This window comes from Spirosoma arcticum, from assembly GCF_054779955.1.
Genome location: NZ_BAAGXG010000006.1, coordinates 189,955 through 206,431 on the forward strand (window position 1 = coordinate 189,955; position 16,477 = coordinate 206,431).

15 protein-coding genes are annotated in these 16,477 nt (G+C 53.6%); 9 read left to right on the plus strand and 6 right to left on the minus strand.

All coding sequences use genetic code 11. The features are described 5' to 3' along the window. Window positions 1-3: 3 nt before the first annotated feature. On the plus strand, window positions 4-396 hold the full coding sequence (locus ACYVHB_RS15285; protein ID WP_461052626.1) for a VOC family protein: 393 nt from the start codon (window positions 4-6) through the stop codon (window positions 394-396). Between the two features lie 12 nt (window positions 397-408). Here the strand turns inward: ACYVHB_RS15285 and ACYVHB_RS15290 are convergent, their stop codons facing one another. The 6 genes from ACYVHB_RS15290 to ACYVHB_RS15315 all read right to left on the minus strand — a co-directional run bounded on the left by ACYVHB_RS15290 (window position 409) and on the right by ACYVHB_RS15315 (window position 8,311). Beyond that, window positions 409-1,620, minus strand: a complete 1,212-nt coding sequence (locus tag ACYVHB_RS15290) for an ATP-grasp domain-containing protein (protein WP_461052627.1) — start codon at window positions 1,618-1,620, stop codon at window positions 409-411. 112 nt (window positions 1,621-1,732) lie between these two features. Then, complete coding sequence (locus ACYVHB_RS15295; protein ID WP_461052628.1) at window positions 1,733-3,196, minus strand: leucyl aminopeptidase family protein; 1,464 nt, start codon at window positions 3,194-3,196, stop codon at window positions 1,733-1,735. A gap of 20 nt (window positions 3,197-3,216) precedes the next feature. Next, window positions 3,217-4,308, minus strand: coding sequence for an alpha/beta hydrolase-fold protein (locus tag ACYVHB_RS15300; protein ID WP_461052629.1), 1,092 nt, complete (start codon window positions 4,306-4,308; stop codon window positions 3,217-3,219). Window positions 4,309-4,340: 32 nt separating this feature from the next. Next, window positions 4,341-5,078, minus strand: a complete 738-nt coding sequence (locus ACYVHB_RS15305; protein WP_461052630.1) for an HNH endonuclease family protein — start codon at window positions 5,076-5,078, stop codon at window positions 4,341-4,343. A gap of 6 nt (window positions 5,079-5,084) precedes the next feature. Further along, entirely contained in the window at window positions 5,085-6,377 is a 1,293-nt protein-coding gene (locus tag ACYVHB_RS15310) for an AAA family ATPase (protein WP_461052631.1), read from the minus strand. A 152-nt stretch (window positions 6,378-6,529) separates the two neighbouring features. Then, window positions 6,530-8,311 (minus strand): ABC transporter ATP-binding protein, encoded by a 1,782-nt coding sequence (locus ACYVHB_RS15315; protein ID WP_461052632.1) that lies wholly within the window; start codon window positions 8,309-8,311, stop codon window positions 6,530-6,532. A 196-nt stretch (window positions 8,312-8,507) separates the two neighbouring features. Between ACYVHB_RS15315 and nusB the strand changes: the two genes are divergently transcribed. The 8 genes from nusB (at window position 8,508) to ACYVHB_RS15355 (ending at window position 16,463) form a co-directional block, all read left to right on the plus strand. Next, entirely contained in the window at window positions 8,508-9,644 is a 1,137-nt protein-coding gene (gene nusB, locus ACYVHB_RS15320; RefSeq protein WP_461052633.1) for a transcription antitermination factor NusB, read from the plus strand. Window positions 9,645-9,745: 101 nt separating this feature from the next. Further along, complete coding sequence (locus tag ACYVHB_RS15325) at window positions 9,746-10,048, plus strand: YtxH domain-containing protein (protein WP_461052634.1); 303 nt, start codon at window positions 9,746-9,748, stop codon at window positions 10,046-10,048. Between the two features lie 82 nt (window positions 10,049-10,130). Then, the gene (locus tag ACYVHB_RS15330) at window positions 10,131-10,583 is read left to right on the plus strand and encodes a DUF1573 domain-containing protein (RefSeq protein ID WP_461052635.1); all 453 of its coding nucleotides are present in this window, start codon (window positions 10,131-10,133) and stop codon (window positions 10,581-10,583) included. Between the two features lie 12 nt (window positions 10,584-10,595). Then, entirely contained in the window at window positions 10,596-10,904 is a 309-nt protein-coding gene (gene yajC / locus ACYVHB_RS15335) for a preprotein translocase subunit YajC (protein ID WP_461052636.1), read from the plus strand. Window positions 10,905-11,010: 106 nt separating this feature from the next. Further along, window positions 11,011-11,715, plus strand: a complete 705-nt coding sequence (locus tag ACYVHB_RS15340) for a hypothetical protein (protein ID WP_461052637.1) — start codon at window positions 11,011-11,013, stop codon at window positions 11,713-11,715. A 107-nt stretch (window positions 11,716-11,822) separates the two neighbouring features. Continuing rightward, the gene (coaE, locus tag ACYVHB_RS15345; RefSeq protein ID WP_461052638.1) at window positions 11,823-12,422 is read left to right on the plus strand and encodes a dephospho-CoA kinase; all 600 of its coding nucleotides are present in this window, start codon (window positions 11,823-11,825) and stop codon (window positions 12,420-12,422) included. Window positions 12,423-12,473: 51 nt separating this feature from the next. Then, window positions 12,474-14,141 carry an amidase gene (locus tag ACYVHB_RS15350; RefSeq protein WP_461052639.1) on the plus strand — a complete coding sequence of 556 codons (1,668 nt, stop codon included), beginning with the start codon at window positions 12,474-12,476 and terminating at the stop codon, window positions 14,139-14,141. Between the two features lie 63 nt (window positions 14,142-14,204). Beyond that, window positions 14,205-16,463, plus strand: coding sequence for a PAS domain-containing sensor histidine kinase (locus tag ACYVHB_RS15355; protein WP_461052640.1), 2,259 nt, complete (start codon window positions 14,205-14,207; stop codon window positions 16,461-16,463). Window positions 16,464-16,477: the final 14 nt, after the last annotated feature.

The window sequence follows — 16,477 nt, forward strand, 5'->3', positions numbered from 1 at the left end:
AAAATGAACCAACGAATTGTACACCTTGCTCTTGTCGTCGATGATTATGACGACGCCATTCGGTTCTACATCGAAAAGCTGAATTTTGTGTTGCTGGAAGATACTGCCCTGAGCGCAACCAAACGGTGGGTTCGGGTAGCTCCGCCGGGCGATGGGTCGTGTGCATTGCTGTTGGCCAAAGCCGACGGTGATGAGCAGCGCAGCCGCGTTGGTAACCAGACCGGCGGGCGGGTTTTCCTGTTCCTGCATACCGACGATTTCTGGCGCGACTACCATGCCATGACTGCAAACGGCGTCCGTTTCGTCCGAGGACCTGTCGAAGAACCCTACGGCATCGTAGCCGTTTTCGAAGATCTGTACGGCAATCTATGGGATTTTATCGAGCCTAAATCCTGACCAAACCGGGCGCTAACTCGTTGCTTTGTTGGGCACCGGAGCCGACGCGTGGAATCCTTCGTAAATCCGGCTCATGTACTCGTCTAACAACGTCAGGATTCGCGTCCGGTCAGTGGAGCGAACGATCAGCCCAACGTGGTACTCTTTGTTCATCCGCCAGCAAATTTCTTCCTCCACAAACGCGGACAGATCCGGCCATTGCTGCCGGGCCAATGACACAATCAGGCCCGCGTGATACGGCTCGTCGACGGGTGGAACGTAGTGTTCTTTGCGGGCCAGGGCCGTTTCGAGCTTGGCCCACTCGCGCCAGAGGTTCACGCCCGACGCGGCTTCGACCATCTCGGCAATGTGCGCCCCACCCACGCGGGAAGCCGTTTCCAGAAAATACAGTTCGCCGTCGTGGTCGCCCCGGATGTACTCGGAGTGAGAAGCACTGTGACGCATTCCAAAGGCCTCCAGCACTCGGTTGTTGAACTGCTGAATTTCGGCCACTTCGGGCAGGTCGTCGGGTAGGGTTCCCGTGCGAAACACCCCGCCCCCGTGCGACACCTCCATCGGCGTAGCTAAATACTGGCTCACGCGGGTAAACACCGCCTTCCCCTCCAGCGATAGTGAATCAACATGGTAAACGCGCCCCGGCTTGAAGCACTCAATCAGATATTGATGTCGGCTGTTGCCCAACGAATGAATCACTGCCCACGCTTCGTCTAACGAGTGCACTTTGCGGATGCCGGTTGCAGAGGCTTCCGAGCGCGGTTTAATGAGCCACGGCGCTTCGGTCGTTTTGAGGAAGTTCGTAATGGTTTCGTCGTGGAAAATGGCGCTGAAGGCAGGTATGCGAATGCCAGCCGCTGCCGCCCGCGTTCGCATGGCCAGTTTATCGCGGAAGTAGCGGGCGGTGGTTTGCCCCATGCCGTCGATGCGGAACGTTTCGCGGATGAGCGCTCCCTTTTCAACGTCAAAATCGTCCAGCGCCACCACCCGGTCAATCTGGCGCGACCGCATCACATGGGCCAGTCCCGTCAGCATTTTCTCTAAATCTTCCGGTGTGTTGCTCGGCGACGACAGGTAAAAAATCTCGTCGATGGAGTCGCGGGGCCAGTCGGCGTCGGCTAATTTCTGATCGGTTAGCAGATAAACAGTGTTGCCCAACGCCTTACAGGCTCTCAGGAATTCCTGTCCTTTGTGGAACGTGGCAATGCAGAGAAATGATAGTTGGCTCATGTGGAAGGCAGTTTTGGAGATTGGGTTAGTTTGTGGTTTGTAGTGGGCTGACGCGTATAGCTTATGCCGGTCTGCCGGTGCAGTCAGCCAACCACAAACTACGAACGACAAACTAACTCACCGTCCGCAAATAATCAACTAATAATCGGATTCCAAAGCCTGCTGCGTTCTTTTGCGAGCCAAATTCGGTATCGGCAAAGGCCATGCCTGCAATGTCCAGATGCGCCCAGGCGGGGTGGCTTTCCGTGAAAAATTCCAGGAATTTAGCCGCGCTGATGGACCCGGCGATGGGCTTACCGCTAAAGTTCTTTACATCGGCCACGTCCGACTCGATGTCTTCTTTGTAGTCATCCCAAAGCGGCATTCGCCATATCCGCTCACCAGTGCGGGTGCCTGACTCCGCAAGTTGAGTAGCCAGTTCGTCGTTTTGCGTGAACAGTCCGGCTGCGTGATAACCCAGCGCGGCAATGACGCTGCCCGTGAGCGTGGCAAGGTCAATAAGCACGTCGGGTTGAAAATTGCGAAGCATGTATCCCAGGCCATCGGCCAGAATCACGCGCCCCTCGGCGTCGGTGTCGATGATTTCGATGGTCTTGCCACTGTAGGCCGTAATGACGTCGCCAGGTTTGGTAGAGCGGCCGTCGGTCGAATTTTCCGTACTCGGAACAATCCCGATCAAGTGCACCGGCAGCTTTAGTTTTGCGGCTACTTCGAGGGTGCCGAGTACGGCTGCGGCCCCGCCCATGTCGCTTTTCATCAGGTGCATATTCGCCGATGCTTTAATCGAAACCCCACCGGTGTCGAAGGTCACGCCTTTACCAACTAATCCTACCTTTCGCGGATTCTCGACGCCTTTGGGTTTGTACTCGGCCACGATCAGCACCGGGGGTACGTCACTCCCCTGGCTCACACTTAGCAACGCTCCGAGTCCCTGCCGTTCCAGTTCGGCTTTGTCCAGAATCGTCACCTCGTAGCCGTGTTGTTGGCCCGAGCGCACCGCCCAGTCGGCCAGTGTTTGCGGGGTTTTGTAGTTGGCGGGTGCGTTCATCAGATCCATCATCTCGCGCTGGGTCTGGGCCAATGCTTCGGCCCGTGCCAGCGCGTCGAGTGCAGCTTGTTGCTGATCGACGTTTACATGAAGCGTCAGTTGCGCATCGTCTCCGTAGAATGCAGCCGTGTCGGTTTTATCGGTTTTGTATAGTCGGAGATCATAACTTCCGCCCAAAACGCCCAGCACGACCGGCTCGATGAGCGCACCGTCGAATGCCGACAGATCAATGTCAACTTGGTTCGAGAACTTACTCTTCTGACTGAAAAAGAACTTTCGGAACGTCCTCAGCCAGTCCATCGCTTTTGGGTTAGCGCCTAACCCCAGCAGAAACATCCGTTGTCCGTCCGGGCCATAAATTGGTAGTGATTCACTGGCCTCCGCCAAGAAATCACGTTGCAGCACCGGCAGAGGTACATTCAGCCGTTTTCCAATGCCAATCAATTGATCGGGCAATGCATCGGACTGGACGGCAGGAATGATAAGATCGCCCTTAGGCGCGGGTTGGGTTGCTATCGAAATCAGCATTCAAATCAGGTTTATGCAGGTTACGCCACATGTTCCCCGTAAAACAGCCACTCGACCGCACGGGGAAATTCGCGGCTCCAGTGTACTTCCTCGTGTGTGCCGTCGGGGTAAATTGACAGATGCACGTCGATTGGATTGCCCCCGTATTGCTGCCTGACGAGTGCCTCTTTGAAACGTTCGAGGTTGGGAACCATGTACTTCGATTCGGCCGCTCCGCCGTAAGCAAAGACCCGCATCGGCACGGGCGCGTGGAACCGAATGGCATCGAAGTAAATTTTGGGTGAAATCCAGAGCGATGGCGAAAACACCATCAGCCGTCCAAAGGTGTCGGGGTGCATCATGCCCGCGTACACGCTGATCAGTCCGCCCAGCGAACTCCCGCCAATGCCCGTGTTTTCGGCGTCGGGCAGCGTTCGCAGGTTGGTGTCGATGATTGGCTTGAGCGTTTCGCGGATAAACTTCAGGTACTCGCGCCCCCGTCCGCGTCCGGCCGCGCGGGTTTTCTCGATGGTATATTCCTGAATGCGTTGCTCCTCCCCGTGGTCGATGGTCACAATTATCAGCTCGTGATGCCCGCGACTGGCTAAGATCGCCATTTTTTCGTCTACGCGCCAGCTTCCATATCCGGCTCCTTCGCCCAGCAGATTCTGACCGTCGTTCATGTAAAGCACCGGATAGCGCTTTTCGGAATGAATTTCGTAATCGTACGGCAACAGCACGGTCACCCGGCGATTGGTGTCGAGTTGGGGCAGGTGAAACTCTTCGCCGACTGATTTAGGCAGAAACTCAGCGTTGAACGGCTGACCGAACCAACGCCAGTGCGGCACAATATCGGGTTCGTCGTGTGGCTTGGAGCCGATGCTGCGGTTGGGAATTGGTTCCCCCGCCGAACTCAGCTCGACGTGGTCCCAGCCCCCTTTGCTGTATTTATACTCGACAACATCGGGCAGCGACAAATCGGCGGGAAACGTGAACGAGTATTGCCCCGGCCCGACGGGTTGCATCTGAAAAGCATCCAGATTGGGCGACCAGTCACAGAAGTTCCCTGTAACGAACACTGGCCGGTCGTCGATTACGGGCGTAAATAATTCTAAACGTAGCGATGAAGACATACGACTAACAACCGCCCGGACAGAACTTGGTTTCAGATCAGGTCGGGAAAGTTAGCGCGGACCATGGCGGAGTATAGGTCTTCCGGCTGGCTATATTCTTTAAAGTAAGCCCGGTATTCGTCAGCGTCGGGGTCACCGCTGCGGGCCACTTTAGCCAATGCACGCAGCTTCTTTAGGTGCGAAAACCGTTCTTCTAAAAGTGAAGTGCGATTAAGCCCGGTTCGTTTGATCGTTTCAGCTCCCTTGAGCGAACCGTTTTTCGGTTTAATAATTTCAGCGTCAAATACCAGATGCTCATCAATGGCATCAAACTCCGGGTGCAGAATCAGGCTTTCTTCCAATTGGTAATCATCGTGGTGTGAGTTAGCCCGTTTGCTCTCATCCGCCAGTGGAAAGTAGTTTTTCTTGTATACCTGATTACAAATCTGACAGCAGAAAAATAGATTAGAGAAGTCGTACGCCAACCAGTAGTAACCCGGCTTAATCAGTGCCTGATCATCGTCAATCTGGTATCCTGCTTTAGGTCGGAAGTGCTCAACATCGCCGTGGGAAATATGATTGATTCGGGCTTCGCAGAAACAGCACTTATTGTGCTGAACAGATCGTAGTAGTTCCTTTACGGATTTGTGGGCGTAAATGGATTTATCGAATGAAAAGACGGTTTGCCCCTGATCAGCGGCCAATCTGAATTTCTCTGCTTCTTTTTCTCCTCTGCCCTGAGTTGCTAAAATTGCCGGTACGCTTACCGTGGATTTGTCAATCTTAATCACGGTTCGCTATTGGCTCAATGATTTACCAATCAATTCAAATGCCTTTAGCGCTTCTTTTGACTCCGAAGCAGTCAGCATACCAAGTTCTTCTTCCAAGTGTTCTAACTCCTGATTTTCATCGTTGGTCCGTTCGTCTTTTAATAATAACGCCCGTCGGCGTTGCATTTTAGTCTCTGTCTCAGGTGGCAGGACACTTACCCCACCAAACAGATCGCTGCTTAGAATTTGGTCAATGCGCCAGCTATGTACATCGATGCCTTCGGCTACGTGTGTTTCGTTGCCTTCGCGTTTGAGCAGAATAATGTTTGCGTCTTCTGCCGACTGCACAATCAGCGGGCTATGCGCTGTTACAATAAACTGCGTATTCGGGAACGTCTCGGTAAGAAACTTGATGATGCTCCGCTGAAACTTTGGATGCAGGTGTAGATCAATTTCATCGACCAAACAAACGGCGGGTTCAGCAAGCGGGTCTTCGCTGCCGGGGTAGTGGTCGAGTAAACCTTTTGCAAAGTCCACCATCCACGCGATCAGAGTTTTGTAACCAAGGCTTAGTTCGTGAAGGCGGACATCGCCGTAGTGGGTAACAAGAAACACTTTAGGGATGCCAGTGCTGGTATCAATTCGTAAATCATTTACTTCTTCGCGAAGAACTTTAAGAATTATTTTATTGACTAAGTCGTATCTACTGCGCAGGTTGACATTCTTATATGCGATATAATCAGCTTGAACCAACCATTCTTCAGTGTTAATCAAACTCTCTTCGTCATCAAATAAGGTAATAAAAGATCCTTCGTGGTCTTCTGATAAACCAGATTCTCCAATTCGACGGGACGCTCCATATGCATATATGGTTGGCTTTGCTTCGTCTTGCGCCAGCGTATTGAATGGCGTACCATCTACGTAATTAACACCAGAGTATACGACTGGGTGCGTTCGATAATCTGCTCGATAATCCGCTTCAGCTTCCTCGCTGACGAACAAAGTTAATAAGGCGTCTCTCGTCGTTTTTTTTTCTGACCATTCTTCCGTTTCCGCAATAATATTTGCAACTAAATCATCTTGTCTTAATAAGGAATAAAAGTCAAATGCGTAACGACTAAGATTGTATTTCTCGTTAGCTGCTAAAAATAATCCTCTCAATGCCGTCGTTTTTCCCGTCCCGTTGTCGCCCAAGATCACATTCCAGCGGGCGGCATTACCGTCCTTGTCAGTGAAGTTGATCGTCTGCTTTGTGCCAAACGAGCGGACGTTTTCGAGCGAGATGCTTTTGAACCAGACGCGAGGATTTTCGGTAGCCATTGCTTTTTTTGCTAAGCCTGATTAGTTGTCAGCGTACCGCTGACCCCGGACGTGACCGTCCATCTACTATAAACAACTTGGGCGAAGATACCGAAATATCTCCGCCCACTGTCCCACAGCTGAAGCCGTGGGCTGATAATTTGCTCACTGAATTACACCTCTTCCGTCTGCAACTGCTTATCGTACAACTCGCGGTAGGCACCGTTCCGGTCCATTAGCTCATCGTGGGTTCCCTGCTCCACAATCTCCCCCTCGTCGAGCATGATGATGTGATCGGCTAACTTGGCCGACGAAACGCGGTGCGAAATCACCACCGACGTGCGGTCGGCCATGATGCGCCGGAGGTTGTTGAGAATGATGTTTTCGGTGTTCGTATCCACCGCCGACAGGCAGTCGTCTAAAATCAGAATCTTCGGATCGCGGGCGATAGCGCGGGCAATGCTCAACCGCTGTTTCTGCCCGCCCGACAACGTAACGCCCCGCTCGCCAACGCGCGTCTCGAAGCCTTCCGAGAAGTCTATTACGTTCTGGTACAGATCAGCGTCGCGGACGGCCTGGTCTACGCGGGCCTGCGGCAGGTCGGGCTTGCCGAAGCGGACATTGTTACTGATCGTTTCGGAGAACAAAAACACGTCCTGCGGCACGTAGCCCATCTGCTCCCGAATGCTCGTCAGGTTGTAGTCTTTCAGCGGAATGCCATCTACTTTAATTTCGCCCGACGTTACATCGTACATGCGTGTGAGCAGGTTGGCGAGGGTGCTTTTGCCCGATCCGGTGGTGCCCAGGATGGCTACCGTTTCGCCCGCCCGAACGTGCATGGAAAAGTTTTTGACGGCCACTATGCCTGAGTCGGGGTACACGAACCGCACGTTTTTGAACTCAATTTCGCCGTTGATGGTCCGTTGCAGGTTCTTCTGCGAAACGATGTCGGTTTTGATGTTTAGAAATTCGTTGATGCGCTCCTGCGAAGCCGCTGCCCGCTGGGTCTGGCTCGTGGTCCAGCCGAGGGCCATCACTGGCCACGTCAGCATGTTTACGTAGAGAATAAACTCGGTGATGTTGCCCGGCGTCAGTCGCCCGGCCAGAATCTCCTGCCCACCCACGTACACGACCAGCACGTTGCTCAGCCCCACCAAAATGGCCACGATGGGGAAAAACAGCGAATCGACCCGCGTCAGCCCCAGTGATTTCTGGCGGTACTCGTCGCTTTCCAGTTCAAACTTCGCGGCCGAATTACTCTCCTGCACGAATGATTTTAATACCCGAATTCCCGAAAACGCTTCCTGTACGTAGGTCGACAGCCGCGACAAACTCCGCTGGATTTCCTCGGATCGCTGGATAATAATGCTGTTAACAATATAGATCGCCACCGACAAAATGGGCAACGGCAACAGCACGTATAGCGACAACCGAGCGTTGATGCTCACCATATAGCTAATGACCAGGATGAACAGTACAATCAGGTTTAGCCCGTACATAATGCTCGGCCCAACGTACATCCGCACTTTGCTGACGTCTTCGGAGATCCGGGCCATCAGGTCACCGGTGTTTTGCTGGCGGTAGAAACTGAGCGGCAGGGTCTGGTAGTGGTTATAAATCTCGTTTTTGAGATCGTACTCAATGTGCCGCGACATCACAATGAGCGTTTGCCGGACTAAGAACAGAAAAAACCCTTTCAGCAGCGCCAGCACCAGCGTCAGCACCCCGAATAGCAGTAAACTGGCCGCAAAAACGTCGTAGAGCGAAGGCTGTAACGGCGATTTGTCGTAGAGATAATAGATGTCAAGCGTTTCGCGCACCAGGTCGAGCGCGTACCGGACTAACTGCGCCGGAAATATGCCGAAGAGGTTGGAGGCAACGGTAAAAACAGTCCCCCAAATCAGGTACCATTTATACTTGAGGAAGTATTTATTGAGGTAGGAAAGTGCTTTCACGAAGGACCGAATGGCGTTTTGTTCAAAACCGCCCCGCCCGTTGAAAAGTTGCAGCGTAGGGTCTACGTGCGGATTGATTGGGTATTTAGGGGATTAAGCCGTATTTTTGCACCTGATTTCAAGCAGTTCTTTTTCATAACGATAGTTACTCAGACGCAGGCGAATGCTCAACAGGCGATTACTCAGAATAAAGGTTATGCAGGCGCTGTACGCACTCCGGCAGGCTGAATCCTCGAACCGGCAGATGGCCCTCGACGGTGTCACGGACCTCTTCCAGCCTGACCTGAACTCCATGCAGCCGCAGGACAAACGCCAGCTCGAAGGCTACCGCAAACTCGCCCATTTGCTTTTTGACGAAGCGATCAACACGAATCAGCCCGCTCAGGATGACGACGCGCCGACGAAGGTGCTCAAAGCAGCCAACGACGGCTTTCTGTTTTACCAGATCCGGGGCAAGAAAGACCGGCAGCACCTCGCTCAGATGATGATCAAGCAGGTGAACGGCATTTACGACGATTACCTGCGCGTGCTGACGCTCTTGGTCGAACTGGGCAACGTGGCCCGCGCCGACAGCGAACGAGTTCACCGCAACGTGGATGAGGAGCCGTTTCCGTTCGACTCCAATCTGAATAACAATACGATTATTCAGGCGTTGGCTGCTCATCAACCCTTACAGAACGAAGCGGTGCGGCATGGCATTTCCTGGACCGACGACCTGGGTTTCGTGCGTAAGGCCCTGCGTGAAGCTCTGAAAACCGACGATACGTACCGCGCCTATTGCGAACAGCGAACCCACACTGCCGATGAGGATCAGGCACTGGCCCAGTACGTGCTGCGAACGCTGGTGTTCAAGCACGAAGTTATCCGTGATCATCTGGCCGAAATCGACCTGAGCTGGGCTGAAAACAGCGAGGTGGTGCGGGGGCTGGTAATCAAAACGCTCAAATCGGTGCAAAGCCCAACCGGCCTGAAACTCGAACCGTTAACTGACGACTGGGAAGAAGACGAGCGCTTTTTGAACACGCTGTTTGAGCAGGCGATTGAGAACGATGCTGACTATGAGCAACTCTTGGCCGATCAACTCCAGAACTGGGACGTGGAACGGGTGGCTATGCTGGATAAGATTATACTGAAACTGGCCGTTTGTGAGTTACTAAGTTTTCCAAACATTCCGGTCAAGGTGACCATTAATGAATATATCGAGTTGGCAAAAGCCTACAGTACGCCCAAAAGCGGTAAATTTGTCAACGGAATTTTAGACAACCTGTCCGAGAAATTACAGACTTCGGGACGCCTGCGCAAAAGCGGGCGCGGGTTGCTGGACAATAAGTAAAAAATAGTTTGTGGTTCGTGGTTTGTGGTTGGCTGACGCACGGGTGCTGGCGCGTCAGCCAACCACAAACCACGAACCACAAACCACAAACTCGTCTTATCATGAGCAGAACTGGCCGTGATTTACTTTTTCTTCTAACGGGTGCCGTCGCTGGCACCACGATTGGAATGCTGTATGCGCCCGATAAGGGCATTGCTACCCGGTATCGCGTGTCGTTTCGGTTGTCGAAATACCGGGAGCAGATCGAGCAGTTAATGGCGCAGCTCGCCAAGTCGGCGGAACTGCCCGAAAATCTGTCGAAAAACGAAGGTCAGCGCGTGGTAAACGACGCCCGCGAGAAAGCCGAACGGCTACTCGAAGACGTGGATCGTCTGATGGCCCAAATCAAAAAGCAAAATACGTAATGCTAAGTAGTCAGTTCAGTTAGTCGGTGAGTCAGTCAGTGGCTGACTCACCGACTAACTGAACTGAAACCTAATTTCATACATGCAGGTCAGGACTTTTTTAGTAGCTGCTACATTGATAAGCGTTGGTTTTGGGCAGCTTAGCTGCGATAATCGACAGCAGGCCGAAACATCGAAGGCGGTGGTGTCACAGAAGCTGCCAAAGATTACGTTTACCGAAAAGGGTATTTATGATTTTGGCGATCTTACCGAGGGCGACACCGTTGAGCATGCATTTGCGTTCACGAACACCGGCGAGTTTCCCCTTATCATCAATAATATTACGGCTTCGTGCGGGTGCACCACACCCGAATGGCCCCGCGAACCGGTTGCTCCCGGTGCCAAATCATCCATTCGCGTTCGGTTTAATAGCCGGGGCAAGGTAGGGCAACAGAACAAAACTATTACGGTATTTGCTAACACCGATCCGTCCATGACCGATCTTCAATTTAAGGCGCTGGTTAATCCCAAACCCGATTCAACTGAGAAATCGTAATCACTCCAAGGTATGTATTCTATTCTGTTACAGGCTGCGCCAACCGGCAGCACCCCCATGATCTACAATGTATTGCTGTGGGTGGCCATCATCGGCGTGTTTTATTTTTTCATGATCCGGCCCCAGCAGAAAAAACAGAAAGACCAGAAAACCTTCGTAGAAAACCTCAAGAAAGGAGACAACGTCGTTACGGTTGGTGGTCTGCACGGTCGCATTGTATCGGTCGATGGGGCTACCATTACGCTTGAAGTAGATCGGGGTGTGAAGATGACCTTTGAAAAGTCGTCTATTGCACGGGAGGTCAGTGCCAAACCCGAGTAGAGACCGGTCGGAATCGCTCCGGCGAACCGGCCGCACCACCCCCGGTGCGGCAACCCTTTACGTCTGATTGACAAAGAAAGAGACGCAATACGTGCGTCTAACCTCTGTGACATCCCCCCAACCGCATCCCCGCCCGTTTCTGCCCGCCAAAGCGTTGCTTTGTCTGGGGGCCGCTGCGCTGTTCTGGTTCTTGAATGCACTCAACAAAAATGGGTACACGCTGAATGTTGAGTATCCGGTGCGGTTCGTTTATAACGACTCGCTTTTTGTGCCGACGACACCGCTGCCCCGCACGATTATGGTCAACGTGTCGAGCGATGGCTGGGGATTGCTGCGTCACTCGTGGCTGCCGTTTCGGATTGAGCCGGTCGATTACGTGGTGAAAGATCCAATTCGGGCCTCCGTTATTAATACGGCCTCGCTGGCGGCTTCGCTGGCCGAGCAGGTTAAGAAATTACGGGTTAACTACGTCGTGGCCGACACGCTGGAAATGGGTTTCGACCGGCGCACAACCAAAACAGTTCGGTTAGTGGCCGACAGTCTGCACATCAATCTGGCACCCCGCTTCATGGTGTCGAGCCTCATCAACTTAACGCCCCGCACAATCCAGGTTACCGGGCCGGATCGGCTGGTTCGTGGTTTGGCAGACACCCTGCTGGTGAAGATTCCCCGCAAACGCATCGCCGACAACTACGACGAAGAGATCGTACTAAACCAGTTTCGGCACCCGCAGTTACGCGTCACCACCGACCGCGTGACTGTTAGCTTTGAAGTTGGCGAACTATTGTCGCCTTTGCCGCTTAATGAGTAATGTGAAATGGATAATGCAGTCGACGTAGCCATTAGTTGATTTGCGTCATACATTTAGTGCTTCCCACACGGTTCATTATTCATTCTACATCATACATTATCCATTAAATGAAGCAAGTTGGCGTAACGGGTGGTATCGGCTCTGGTAAAAGTACGGTGTGCCGCGTGTTTGCCACGCTCGGTGTTCCCGTGTACTACGCCGACGAGCGCGCCAAATGGCTCACCGAACACGACCCCATTCTGAAGGCCGATATCACGCGGGCGTTGGGACCACAGGCCTACGATGTGCTTGGAAAATACAATCGGACGTGGGTGGCCTCGCAGGTGTTTGCCGACCCAGTATTGTTAGACCAACTCAACGCCGTTATTCATCCCCGCGTATTGGCCGACACAGCGCTGTGGGTGAATCAACACGCCGACAAGCCGTACGTTATTAAAGAAGCTGCCCTGATGCGGGCGGCTGGCGATGGCAACGCGCTCGACAAGGTCATTGTCGTTCAGGCTCCGGCCACGCTGCGCATCGAACGTATTCGTACCCGCGATCCGCACCGGTCTCTACAGGAAATTCAGCACATCATCGACCGGCAAGTGAGCGACGACGAACGGTTGCAAATAGCCGACTACGTGTTGCACAACGACGAACAGCAGTTGCTGCTACCGCAGATCGTGGCCCTGCACGCGGAATTTTCGCGGGAGTCAGTGGTTTAAACCATTCGCTGTCGTACTTTGGGTTGATACTCCGTTAACAATCCAAATCGAATGAAACGTACGATTACATGGCTGGCCGTTTGTGCCGGTAGCTTCCTGCTGGGCGCATTCATCACAGCCCCCGATGACCCCAAAAAGCCACTGACCAGCGATATGGTCGAGGTCGCTTCACGAATTTTTGGGCTGGACTTTACGCCCGCCGAGCGCGACTCGATGCTCGACAATGTTAACAACGCCCGCACCAATTACGAAGCGCTGCGTAACATTGACTTGCCCAATGACGTAGCGCCAGCCCTGTATTTTAATCCACTCCCGGCAGGCTTTGTCATGCCGACCGGCCCATCGTCGTTCAAAGCGTCGTCTTCGGGCAAGATTACGCTCCCGGCAAATCGCGATGAGTTAGCCTACTACACCGTTGGGCAGTTGGGTGAATTGATCCGGACAAAACAGATTTCATCGGTCGATCTCACCCAGTTTTTCCTGAATCGGCTCAAAACGAATGATCCCAAATTGCACTGTGTCATCACGTTAACCGAAGAACTGGCCCTGAGTCAGGCCAAACGGGCCGACGCTGAACTAAAATCGGGTAAATACCGGGGACCATTGCACGGTATTCCGTACGGTGCCAAAGATTTATTGGCGAAAAAAGGCTACAAAACAACCTGGGGAGCCGCTCCATACAAAGACCAGACGCTTGACCTCGATGCAACCGTTGTCCGGAAGCTTGAAGAAGCCGGGGCTGTGTTGTGCGCCAAAATGACGCTGGGTGCCCTGGCTATGGGCGACGTTTGGTTCGGCGGCATGACGCGCAACCCCTGGAATACCGAGGCCGGTTCTAGTGGTTCATCAGCAGGGTCGGCATCGAGTGTGTCGGCGGGGTTACTACCTTTTGCCATTGGTACCGAAACCCTGGGATCAATTGTTTCGCCGTCAACGGTTTGCGGCACCACCGGTCTTCGGCCAACCTTCGGGCGGGTGAGTCGGCACGGGGCCATGGCTCTGAGCTGGAGTATGGATAAAATTGGCCCCATTGCCCGGTCGGTCGAAGATTGTGCGCTGGTGTTCAATGCCATCTACGGTCCCGATGGCAATGACCCCACGGTTATGGCGGCTCCGTTCCGTTATGCACCGCTCAAGACTCTGAAAGGACTACGAATTGGCTACCTTAAAAAAGGGTTCGAAAGCAATTATCCCAACCGGGCAAATGACTCTCTGACGCTTCAGACGTTACGGACGTTAGGGGCCGAGTTGGTGCCGTTTGATTTGCCAACGGGTGTACCCGCTGGCAGAATTTCGTTCCTGCTCACAGTGGAAGCCGCTGCGTCGTTCGATGAGCTAACCCGTTCAGGACGCGATGACCTGATGGTTCGACAGGGGAAAAATGCCTGGCCTAATTCTTTTCGTTCGGCCCGGTTCGTGCCCGCTGTCGAGTACATTCAGGCAAACCGCGCCCGCACCAAACTCATTAACGACATGGCTACTCAACTGAAAGTGGCAAAACTCGACGTGTACATCAGCCCAACCTACGCCGGTGGCAATCTGACGCTCACCAACTTAACTGGCCATCCGTGCGTGGTGCTGCCCAATGGATTCACGACGAAGAATCTGCCCACCAGTATTACGTTTATGGGGCAGTTATTCGAGGAAGGAAAAGTGCTGGCGGTGGCGAAAGCGTATCAGGATGCTACCGACTGGCACAAAAAACACCCGACTCTGTAAGGCTTACCTATAGATGCATTCTGTCGGCATCTGTTATCTTCGTGCGTTACCTTCCTCATCCATATGCCCTCCGTACCGCCGTCCTTGTTTACAACAATTGCTGAACGGCTCTTTCAGGCCTCTCCCAACGGGGTGATGGTGTATCAGTTTGTTTCGGATGATAGTGCAACTGCCGAGCCGGAGTTGGTGCTGGTTAACGCCATGGCGGAGCGGAGTCTCGGCCCATTGCCAGACCCAGCCAAGCAGCCAACTGCCGATGTGCTGAAGCAGGTATTCCAAACGGGCGAAACGTACCGAACCGAACTGGAGGTAGCCTCATCAGACCGGGCCAAACCGATTGTCTACGATGTATCGGTCGTCCGAATGGACGGGTACGTGGCGGTGTTTTACGTCGACGTCACCGACCGCCGACGGGCACAGCAAGCGGAGCAGGAGCACGCTGAGCGCACAAAGTTTATCCTCGACAATGCCCTCACCGCCATCGCAACCCTCGACGCCGTGCGCGACGACTCGGGCCGGATTGTGAATTTTACCTACACGATGGTCAACCGCGTGGTTGAGCAACTGTCGGGCCTGCCAGCCGCGCAACTCGTTGGTCAGCGGCTGCTCACGCTCTTCCCCGGAACGCGGGCCAGTGGCCTGTTCGATAAGTGGGTGGCCGTGGTTGAAACGGGGGAGCCGCTGCATTTTTTTGAACATTTCCAGCAGGGCAACAAAAACGTTTGGTACGAGACGCGGGCGGTGCGGTTGGGAGATGGATTAATTGAGTCGTTCAGCGACGTAACCGAACTCCGGCGGGTGCAGGCGACCCAACAGGAGCAGGCCGAATTGCTCAAAACAATTGTTGAGAACGGAAAAGTAGGCATGACCCTGTTCGACGTCATTCGCGATGATTCCGGCGTCATCGTTGACTTTGAGTACGTCTTTACCAACTCCGTCAATGCCGCCAACACCGGCCGGACGGTGGCCGAAATGACCGGTAATCGCCTGTTGCAGTTATTCCCCGGCATTGTCGATACGCCTTTTTTCAGCACCATTGTCGAAGCGGCCAACACGGGTGAAGCCCGGCAGGTGGTAATTCCTTATTTCGCCGACGGTGTTTCGGGCTGGTACGACATTACGTTTGTAGGCATGGGCAACCGGGTTCTCTTCACCGATCTCGACGTAACGAAAAACAAACAGGCCGAACTCGAACAGCAACGACAGGCGGCTTTTCTGACCCAGTTGGTCGATACGTCAATGAGCGGTATTGCCGTTTACAAAGCCACTCGGGACGAGCAGCATCAACTTGTCGACTTTCAGCCGATCTTGTTCAATCCGGCTGCTGCGGCCATTATGCAGGCAACAGGCGACGAGTTGTATGGACAGACCCTGCGCCAGCGATTTTCGGATGAGGCTTACCCCGGTTTGTTCGCTAAACTGGTGGCGATGATGAAAGACGATGCATCGTTTCGGAGTGAGTTCTACTACATCGGTGTCGACAAGTGGCTCGACCTGCTGGGCACCCGGCTCGACGACGGATTTTTACTCTTGTTCAACGACATCACCGAGCAGCACCAGCGTCGGCGGCAACTCGAACAGGCTAATCTGGAACTCCAGCGCTCCAACGACAATCTCCAGCAGTTTGCTTACGTAGCGAGCCACGATTTGCAGGAGCCACTGCGCAAGATCAGAGCCTTTGGCGATCTGCTTTTGGGTCAGTACGGCCCGGTGCTGGGGCACGACGGGGCCGATATGATCGGACGGATGCAGTCGGCCGCCGGGCGGATGTCGACTCTGATTATTGATCTGCTGGCCTACTCGCGCATCAGCACCCACCGCGACCCGTTCCAGCGGTTGTCCTTAACTAACCTGCTGACCGACGTATGCGACGACCTGAGTTTAGTTATCAGCGAAACGCAGGCTGAGGTGAAAATAGAAACCTTGCCCGACGTATTGGGTGGTACGATTCAACTCCGGCAGTTGTTTCAGAACATGCTGAGCAACGCCCTGAAATTCCGCCAGCCGGATCGTCAGCCGATAATACAAATCACCAGCCGATTCATTTTTGCCAACGAACTGCCCTCGGGTCTCATGCCAGCGCCGGGGGATGCTCCCCGGTTTCTGGAGATCAGCTTCACCGATAACGGCATCGGCTTCGATGATAAGTACCGCGACCGCATCTTCCAGGTTTTCCAGCGGCTGCATACCAAAAGTCAGTACACCGGCACGGGCGTTGGGCTGGCCATCTGCCGCAAAGTTGTGGAGAATCACGGCGGAACCATCGGCGTCACCAGTCGGGTAGGGGAGGGCAGCACTTTCCGGGTGTACTTGCCGGGATGAGAAAGGTTGGCAGT